Source organism: Cupriavidus sp. 05L310, from assembly GCF_056398185.1.
On sequence record NZ_JBFTOX010000082.1, the window covers coordinates 23,901 to 32,852 of the forward strand.

At 61.1% G+C, this 8,952-nt stretch carries 7 protein-coding genes; 4 read left to right on the forward strand and 3 right to left on the reverse strand.

Annotated elements, in window-relative coordinates:
* Window positions 1–11 precede the first annotated feature (11 nt).
* From yidD to rpmH, 3 genes are all read right to left on the reverse strand, one after another.
* Window positions 12–299, reverse strand: coding sequence for a membrane protein insertion efficiency factor YidD (gene yidD, locus AC1DS6_RS38465; RefSeq protein ID WP_441630230.1), 288 nt, complete (start codon window positions 297–299; stop codon window positions 12–14).
* Between the two features lie 13 nt (window positions 300–312).
* A complete protein-coding gene (gene rnpA, locus AC1DS6_RS38470) occupies window positions 313–774 on the reverse strand; it encodes a ribonuclease P protein component (protein ID WP_081862109.1) in 462 nt (153 codons plus the stop codon).
* Window positions 775–892: 118 nt separating this feature from the next.
* Window positions 893–1,027 carry a 50S ribosomal protein L34 gene (rpmH, locus tag AC1DS6_RS38475; RefSeq protein WP_017229861.1) on the reverse strand — a complete coding sequence of 45 codons (135 nt, stop codon included), beginning with the start codon at window positions 1,025–1,027 and terminating at the stop codon, window positions 893–895.
* 1,009 nt (window positions 1,028–2,036) lie between these two features.
* Between rpmH and dnaA the strand changes: the two genes are divergently transcribed.
* From dnaA to AC1DS6_RS38495, 4 genes are all read left to right on the forward strand, one after another.
* Entirely contained in the window at window positions 2,037–3,773 is a 1,737-nt protein-coding gene (gene dnaA / locus AC1DS6_RS38480) for a chromosomal replication initiator protein DnaA (RefSeq protein ID WP_441630228.1), read from the forward strand.
* 424 nt (window positions 3,774–4,197) lie between these two features.
* Window positions 4,198–5,322, forward strand: a complete 1,125-nt coding sequence (gene dnaN, locus AC1DS6_RS38485; protein ID WP_174424425.1) for a DNA polymerase III subunit beta — start codon at window positions 4,198–4,200, stop codon at window positions 5,320–5,322.
* Window positions 5,323–5,549: 227 nt separating this feature from the next.
* The gene (gene gyrB, locus AC1DS6_RS38490) at window positions 5,550–8,087 is read left to right on the forward strand and encodes a DNA topoisomerase (ATP-hydrolyzing) subunit B (RefSeq protein WP_441630225.1); all 2,538 of its coding nucleotides are present in this window, start codon (window positions 5,550–5,552) and stop codon (window positions 8,085–8,087) included.
* 215 nt (window positions 8,088–8,302) lie between these two features.
* Entirely contained in the window at window positions 8,303–8,821 is a 519-nt protein-coding gene (locus AC1DS6_RS38495; protein ID WP_477104478.1) for a DUF6216 family protein, read from the forward strand.
* The last annotated feature ends 131 nt before the right edge of the window (window positions 8,822–8,952 follow it).

The following is an 8,952-nucleotide window of genomic DNA, read 5'->3' on the forward strand; positions in this document are numbered from 1 at the left end:
GTCGGAGGAAATCAGGGGCGGGGTAGCCGGATCGTGACTGGCGGGTGGCCAGCCGCGGCGGAAGCCCGGTCTTGCTTGGTTGCCGATGCCGGTGGCACCGGATCATACCCGCCATCCGTGAACGGATGACAGCGGCACAGCCGGCAAGCGGCCATCCAGCTGCCGCGACCGGCGCCGTGGCACAGGATCGCTTCGCGGGCGTAATCGGAACAGGTAGGCAGGAAGCGGCACTGCGAGCCAAAAAACGGGCTCAGGGCGATCTTGTAGATACGCAGCAGGGCAAGCAGGATTCGCTTCATGGCAGCGGGCTGGTCAGGCAGGAGCGCCCGAGGGCGGGACTTCAGTGGGCGCAGCCTCGGCGGACTTCGGCGGCGACACCCCGGAAGGGGCAGCAGGGCGCGGGGCAAGCGGACGGACCGCTACCTCGAACAAGCCGGTCAGCTCCGCCAGGCACGCCCGGCGTATGGCGCTGCGGCTGGCAAATTCCGCACGCGGAAACTTTGCCTGCAGGCGCAGCAACACATCGCGGCCCGCGAGTTGGTCCTGCCGAAGGCGGAACAGTTCCCGCACCATGCGCTTCACCAGGTTGCGCTCGGCGGCACGCGCCGCGAACTTCTTGCCAACGACGACACCTAGGCGGGCTTGCGGCAGGTTGTTCTCGCCCACATACAGCACGAAATGCTGGCTGCGGCGGCGCGGGCGCAAAGCAAAAACGGATGAAAACTCATCCGTCTTTGTGAGCCTCGCGGCTTTAGGGTAGGCAAAAGTAGACACGCTGGGCGAAGCTAGCGAAAAAGCTGTGCTTGGCGGCAGGCTACCGGCCGTCCAAAAGGCGAGGCGGTTGGCCAGGGCGGCGCAAACTGCAGCGCCACCGTGGCCGGTCGCCAGGCCCTTAGACTGCCAGGCGCTTGCGGCCCTTGGCGCGACGCGCGTTGATGACGGAACGGCCGCCGCGGGTCTTCATGCGCACGCGGAAACCATGGGTACGCTTGCGGCGGGTAACGGAAGGTTGGTATGTACGTTTCATGTTGCACTCTCTGGTTGATCTGGGCTCGCCCGGCTTCCGGCGTTAAGCCGGGCGCCGCCGCGTATGGTTCGCATGGGGCTGCCGCGGTTTGCGGTGTTGCCGACTGCTGTGGTGATCTTGCTGCCGGCCGTGTGTCTCGCGCATCGAAGGCACCGACGAATCGGACATCGACACTCGCGAAGCAGGTGTGGGAGGGAATCTCGCCGGACCGGATCTCATCAACCCATCCGCTCCGACCCCGTCAGCCTGCTCGGCCCGCTGCCTGTTCCGGCCAATCCAGCCATTTCCGGCACGCTTCAGCTTAGTGAAAAGCTGAGGTAACGCGCCAGTCTCGCACGGAACAGGTCAGACCCGGCGATGCGCATACGTGATCCCCTGCGGCATCGCAGAACCCGCCATTTAACTGAGTTTCGCGCGGTGTGTCAAGACTACGGATGGTTTAGAGACGTGTGCGGCACCCCTGCCTGAAAAACACGCAACAGCCTGTTGTATTTCATTGTCCACAATCGCCAGTGGGTAAGTTTTTTTATTGCGGGGGTTGCACCCAGGGTTGGCGGGGGTGAGTGAAGTCCCTGTTTTGTCAGGCTTTTCCTGCGTTTTACCTACCCGGAAACCCGCACCAGAACTGGGGTTGTGCACAACAATTCACTGCTTTTTCACAACTTATCCACAGACTTATCCTTTGTGGATAACTTGGGGCGGGGGGTACAATCCGGGTCCAAACACCACACGGGCTGCGTGGCGCAAGCGCAACCCGGGCACTACTCCTGGCATGCCGGACAACGGACGCGCAACGGGCGGCGGCGGTTACGCCACCTGTCTCGTCAGCGGATCCCGCTTGTCGCGTCGATTACCAGGGAGCCCGGGCTGCGGGGTCATTTGCGGATCGCTTTTGCGGTCGCTTTTCGGGGTTTACGGACTGCCGGCAGGGATGCCACATCGATCCTTGCCTGTTGTCCATTTGACCGGACTGACCATGTACCCGTGGCGAAAACCGAACAACAAAACAATGCAAGATTTCTGGCAGGCAGCAGCCGCGCAACTCGAGCGCGAACTGACGCCGCAACAGTTCAAGACCTGGATCAAGCCGTTGGCGCCTGTCGGCTTCGACGAGGAAGCGCACGCGCTGCGGATCGCCGCGCCCAACCGCTTCAAGCTCGACTGGGTAAAAAGCCAGTTCTCCGGGCGCATCACCGCGCTCGCCTGCGAATACTGGGAAGCCAACGTCAGCGTTCACTTCGTCCTGGATCCCGCCGCGTCGGGCCGGGCGGCTGCCGGCTATCCGCAGCAAGGGCAGCCCGGCATGGCGCCGGCGCACGCCGGCCCCGGCTATCCGTCCGGCCAGCCGCTGTCGCAGAATTTCGGCCAGCCCGGCATGCAGCCGGGCCAGGGGGCGCCTGGCTACGGCCCCATGAACCAGGCCGGCGCGCAGCCGCAAGGCGGCCCGCGCGGCGGGCAAGCGCCCTACCCCGGCAACTATCCCGGCAATGCTGGCCAGGGCAATATGGGCGGCATGGGTGGCGAGCTCGTCGATATTGACGTGCCGCAACTGGACCCGGCCGAGGCCAGCGCCCGCTCCTACCGCGTGCAGCCTTCGCAGCAGCCCATGCAGGGCGGCCACCCCGGTCAGCAGGGCGGCCATCAAGGGCACCAGGGGCACCAGGGACATCAGGGCCACCCCGGCAACCAGCCAGGCGGCCAGCAGCAGAACGACTCGGTGCACGAGCGCTCGCGCCTGAACCACATCCTGACCTTCGACAACTTCGTCACCGGTAAGGCCAACCAGCTCGCGCGCGCCGCCGCCATCCAGGTGGCCAACAATCCCGGCAAGTCCTACAACCCGCTCTATCTATATGGCGGCGTAGGCCTGGGCAAGACCCACTTGATCCACGCCATCGGCAACTTCATGTTGCTGGAGAACCCGCGCGCCCGCATCCGCTACATCCACGCCGAGCAATACGTCTCCGATGTGGTGAAGGCGTACCAGCGAAAAGCCTTCGACGAGTTCAAGCGCTACTACCACTCGCTCGACCTGCTGCTGATCGACGATATTCAGTTCTTCTCCGGCAAGAACCGCACGCAGGAAGAGTTCTTCTACGCCTTCGAGGCCCTGATCGCCAACCGGGCGCAGGTGATCATCACCAGCGATACCTACCCCAAGGAAATCAGCGGCATCGACGATCGCCTGATCTCGCGCTTCGATTCCGGCCTGACGGTCGCCATCGAGCCGCCCGAGCTGGAAATGCGCGTAGCGATCCTGATGAAGAAAGCCGCCGCCGAGAACGTCAGCGTGCCCGAGGAAGTCGCCTTCTTCGTCGCCAAGCATTTGCGATCGAACGTGCGCGAGCTGGAAGGCGCGCTCCGCAAGATCCTGGCCTTCTCCAACTTCCACGGCAAGGACATCACCATCGATGTCACCCGCGAAGCGCTAAAGGACCTGCTGACGGTGCAGAACCGCCAGATTTCTGTCGAGAACATCCAGAAGACCTGCGCGGATTTCTACAACATCAAGGTCGCGGACATGTACAGCAAGAAGCGGCCCGCCAATATCGCGCGGCCCCGCCAGATTGCCATGTACCTGGCCAAGGAACTCACGCAGAAAAGCCTGCCGGAAATCGGCGAGCTGTTCGGCGGACGCGATCACACCACCGTGCTGCACGCGGTGCGCAAGATCGCGGATGAGCGCAGCAAGGACGCGCAGCTCAACCACGAGCTGCACGTGCTGGAACAGACGCTCAAGGGGTAACCCCGAGCGTGAAATCGCAGTGAATCAGCATTTAGCAGACCCGTCACGCGGGGCTGGCATACTGTAGGGTACGCGCCGGGCATGGCCCGGCGCATGAATCAATCGGAAGCATCGCCGGGGCATTGCCGGAACATTGCCATGAAAACGGCCTGGGCTAAGGCTTTGCGGTGAGTCGGGACGAGCGGCGGAGGGGGTGGCCGGCGACAAAAGTCGCCAGCCGTCGAAGAAGTCTTAAATTGTGGTGTTTGGTGCACAATTAACCCTCCGGTCGCGCTTCCCCCGCTTCACCGCAGCGGCTTATCCTTGGTACAATGGCGAATTAACTTGTTGATTCCAAAGTAATTTTGGTAATGCATACGAGTTAGTGCAAGTCGTCAATACGCACCCGCGGTCGCTTACTACAAAACGACGAAGGATAAATTCAATGCAATTGGTCAAAACCTCGCGAGACAATCTGCTGCGTCCGCTGCAAATCGTGAGCGGCATCGTGGAGCGCCGCCACACACTCCCGATCCTGGCCAACCTGCTGATTCGCAAGTCCGGGTCCAACGTATCCTTCCTCTCGACCGACATCGAGATCCAGATCACCACGCACGCCGAATGTGGTGTGGGCAGCGACACCGTGGCCACCACCGTGGCCGCCCGCAAGCTGCTCGACATCCTGCGCGCCATGCCCGACGGCGAAGTCGCCCTGTCGCTCAACGACAAGCGCATGACCGTGCAGTCCGGCAAGAGCCGCTTCGCGCTGCAGACCCTGGCCGCCGAGGAATTCCCCACGGTAGCCGAAGCCAGCGAATTCGGCGCATCCGTCAGCCTGCCGCAAAAGACCTTCAAGCACCTGCTCGCCATGGTCCACTTCGCCATGGCCCAGCAAGACATCCGCTACTACCTCAACGGCATGCTGCTGGTGGTGGACGGCAAGAAGGTCATGGCAGTCGCCACCGACGGCCACCGCCTGGCCTACTGCGGCGTGGAGCTGGACACCGAAGCCACAAGCGGCGAAGGCGCCCCGTCGCGCCAGGAAGTGATCATCCCGCGCAAGACCATCCTCGAGCTGCAACGCTTGCTGGAAGACAACGACGATCCCGTGCAAGTGCAACTGGCCGCCAACCAGGTCAAGTTCACCTTCGCCAATATCGAGCTGATCTCCAAGCTGGTCGAAGGCAAGTTCCCGGACTTCCAGCGCGTGATCCCCAAGGGCTACAAGAACGCCTTCGCCATCGATCGCGTCAAGCTGCAGCAAGCCCTGCAACGCACCGCCATCCTGACCACCGACAAGTTCAAGGGCGTGCGCTGCATCCTGGATACGCACGTGCTCAAGATCAGCTCCACCAACGCGGACCAGGAAGAAGCGCAGGAAGAACTCGAACTTGATTATTCGGGCGATGCCCTCGATATCGGTTTTAACGTGACCTATTTGCTGGACGTGCTCGCCAACCTCAAGAGCGAGCAAGTCCAGGTCAGCCTCGGCGACTCCAATTCGAGCGCGCTGATCACCGTGCCGGAAGACGACAACTTCAAGTACGTCGTCATGCCGATGCGCATTTGATGAGCCGGTAACAAGGACCACAAGATACGCAAAACCGGAGCATCTAACGGCACACCACGGCTTGCGCAGCCGCCCCAGGGGCCCCGCGCAAGACCCGCCGCACCAGGGGCCGGATCGTCGAGATCCGCCCCTTTTGCCGTTTTTATGTAACCCGCTATGCGGCCCGATCCGGGCGCGCCCATCCGGGCGTGACGAGAGATCGCCGCATTCGCCGTGAGTAAGAGAACATGACCGAAGAGCAACAACCGCAATCGCAACCGCAACAGCAAGACAGCTACGGCGCAGGCTCGATCCAGATCCTGGAAGGCCTGGAGGCGGTGCGCAAGCGTCCGGGCATGTACATCGGCGACACGTCCGACGGCACCGGCCTGCACCACCTCGTATTTGAAGTGCTGGACAACTCCATCGACGAAGCCCTGGCCGGCTGGTGCACGGAAATCACCGTCACCATCCACAGCGACAACTCGATCTCCATCACCGACAACGGCCGCGGCATTCCCCCGCTCGTCAAGTTCGACGACAAGCACGAACCCAAGCGCAGCGCGGCAGAAATCGCCATGACCGAGCTGCACGCCGGCGGCAAGTTCAACCAGAACAGCTACAAGGTCTCCGGCGGCCTGCACGGCGTGGGCGTGTCCTGCGTGAACGCCCTCTCCAAGTGGCTGCGCCTGACCGTGCGCCGCGACGGCCAGGCCCACCTGCTCGAGTTCGCCCAAGGCGCCGTGCAGAACCGCCTGGTGGAAACCGTGACCGGCCCCGACGGCGTGCCCGTGGAAGTTTCGCCGATGAAGATCCTCGGCCCCACCGACAAGCGCGGCACCGAAGTCCACTTCCTCGCCGACGAAGAAATCTTCACCAACGTCGAGTTCCACTACGAGATCCTGGCCAAGCGCATCCGCGAGCTCTCGTTCCTGAACAACGGCGTGCACATCCGCCTGGCCGACCAGCGCACCGGCAAGGAAGAAGACTTCGCCTTCTCCGGCGGCGTCAAAGGCTTCGTTGAATACATCAACCGCGGCAAGAGCACCCTGCACCCCAACATCTTCTACGCCAACACCGAAAAAGACGGTATCGCCGTAGAAGTGTCCATGCAGTGGAACGACGGCTACAACGAACAAGTCCTCTGCTTCACCAACAACATCCCGCAACGTGACGGCGGCACCCACCTGACCGGGTTGCGCGCCGCCATGACGCGCGTGATGAACAAGTACATCGAAGAAAACGAGATCGCCAAAAAGGCCAAGGTAGAAACCACCGGCGACGACATGCGCGAAGGCCTCGCCTGCGTGCTCTCCGTCAAGGTGCCCGAGCCCAAGTTCAGCTCGCAGACCAAGGACAAGCTCGTCTCCTCCGAAGTGCGCCTGCCCGTGGAAGAACTCGTCGCCAAGGCCCTCGGCGACTTCCTGCTGGAAACCCCGGTAGACGCCAAGATCATCTGCGGCAAGATCGTAGACGCCGCCCGCGCCCGCGAAGCCGCCCGCAAGGCCCGCGAAATGACCCGCCGCAAAGGCGTGCTCGACGGCATGGGCCTGCCCGGCAAGCTCGCCGACTGCCAGGAAAAAGACCCCGCCCAGTCCGAACTCTTCCTGGTGGAGGGTGACTCCGCAGGCGGCTCCGCCAAGCAAGGCCGCGATCGTAAGTTCCAGGCCATCCTGCCGCTCAAGGGCAAGATCCTGAACGTGGAACGCGCCCGCTTCGACAAAATGCTCTCCAGCCAGGAAGTGCTCACGCTGATTACGGCGCTAGGCACCGGCATCGGCAAGGACGACTACAACCTCGACAAGCTGCGCTACCACCGCATCATCATCATGACCGACGCGGACGTGGACGGCTCCCACATCCGCACGCTGCTGCTCACGTTCTTCTACCGCCAGATGCCCGACATCATCGAGCGCGGCCACGTGTATATCGCCCAACCGCCGCTGTACAAGATCAAGCACGGCAAGGAAGAGCGCTATATCAAGGACGACAATGAGCTCAACGCCTACCTGCTGCGCCTGGCCATGGAAAAGGCCGCCCTGGTCAACCCCGACGGCAGCGAAGTCGCCGGCGACGCCCTGACCGAACTGGCCCGCCAGTACCAACTGGCCGAAGCCGTGATCGGCCGCCTGGCCCGCATCGTGGACAGCGACGCCCTGCGCGCCATTGCCGACGGCATCGAGCTGGACCTGGACAGCGCTGCCGCTGCTGAGGCCTCAGCTACCGCGCTGAAGGCCAAGTTGTCGGAAATGCACGCCAAGACGCTGCTGGGCGCCGCGGTGAATGACGACGGCACGGCGGATGTCTATGCGCAGTTTGATGAGAAGACGGACAAGCACCGCCTGATGATCGCCCGCCGGCATCATGGCAATGTGCGCCTGTCTCACCTGGACGCTGACTTTGTCCACGGTGCTGATTACGCTGCGCTGTCGCTGGCCGCCAAGACCTTCCAGGGCCTGATTGCGGAAGGCACCAAGGTGCGCCGTGGCGAGGGCGAGAAGCTGCGCGACCAGACGGTGAATGACTTCCACGCTGCCATGCAGTGGTTGTTGTCTGAGGCCGAGCGTGGGGTGTCTCGTCAGCGCTATAAGGGGCTGGGGGAGATGAATCCTGAGCAGTTGTTTGAGACTACTTTGGACGTTACCCAGCGCCGACTGCTTAAGGTGCAGATTGAGGATGCTATTGCGGCGGATCAGATTTTTACTACGCTGATGGGGGATGAGGTTGAGCCGCGGCGGAACTTCATTGAGTCTAATGCTTTGGTGGCTCGGAATATTGATGTTTGAACAACGTCGCTAAAAATCTCTAATTAAAAAAAGGCCAACCTCGTATCGAGGTTGGCCTTTTTTTTGTCAATGCATCGTAAAGTGATGCTTCTGCATCTCAACTACATCTGCGGAGAAAATACAGATGATCTCGTTTAGAGGAGAGTGAGTTGGAAATATTTGAAGGGGTAAAGGGACTAGCAAGCCTGGGTACAGCACTAGGAATTTCGTCGGTATTGCTCGGTTCCATCTTGGTGGCCTGGTTGGTTTGGAGGCGGACGAGATCAACGCATAGTCTAATGACAAGGCTGTGGGCTCGGTTTGACAGAAATTCAAAAAATACCGATCAGGCTATTGCTACGTTCTTGAGCGGACAGACAAATTTAATGCAGTTTAGATTCACGACTGGAGTACCTGCCAGGACGCTCGCACAAGCCCACAAGCTGATCAATTGGACGAGTGCCCATAACGAGAACATTGATGCAGTGAAAGCATGTGGGGAGTACTTCGATATTGAGCGACCTGGGTTGAAAGAGCCTTCCAAGTTGCCAGGAATATGGACGCTAGGGCCTCTGTTCACAATCTTTATTACCTTCTTTGTTGTCGCGTTGCTAGTTGCTGTTGGGGCAATTCAATCGTCCGCAATCTTGCGCACAAAGGATAGTGGTCTTACCTTTCTGCTATCGAAAGACAATGCAGTGATGCTTTGGTCAGATGTCTCATTTGGCACGAAACAGCCCCCCGTGCCAATATGACGTGCGTCACCTATCCCTGATAGATTAGTGAGCAACGAGGTAGGTATGACCGTCAACAACTCATCCAAGGCAACGATGGCTGCCGTCAAGAATGTGTCCGATCCGGGCGCAACGCAAGGAGCCCGTAGGGC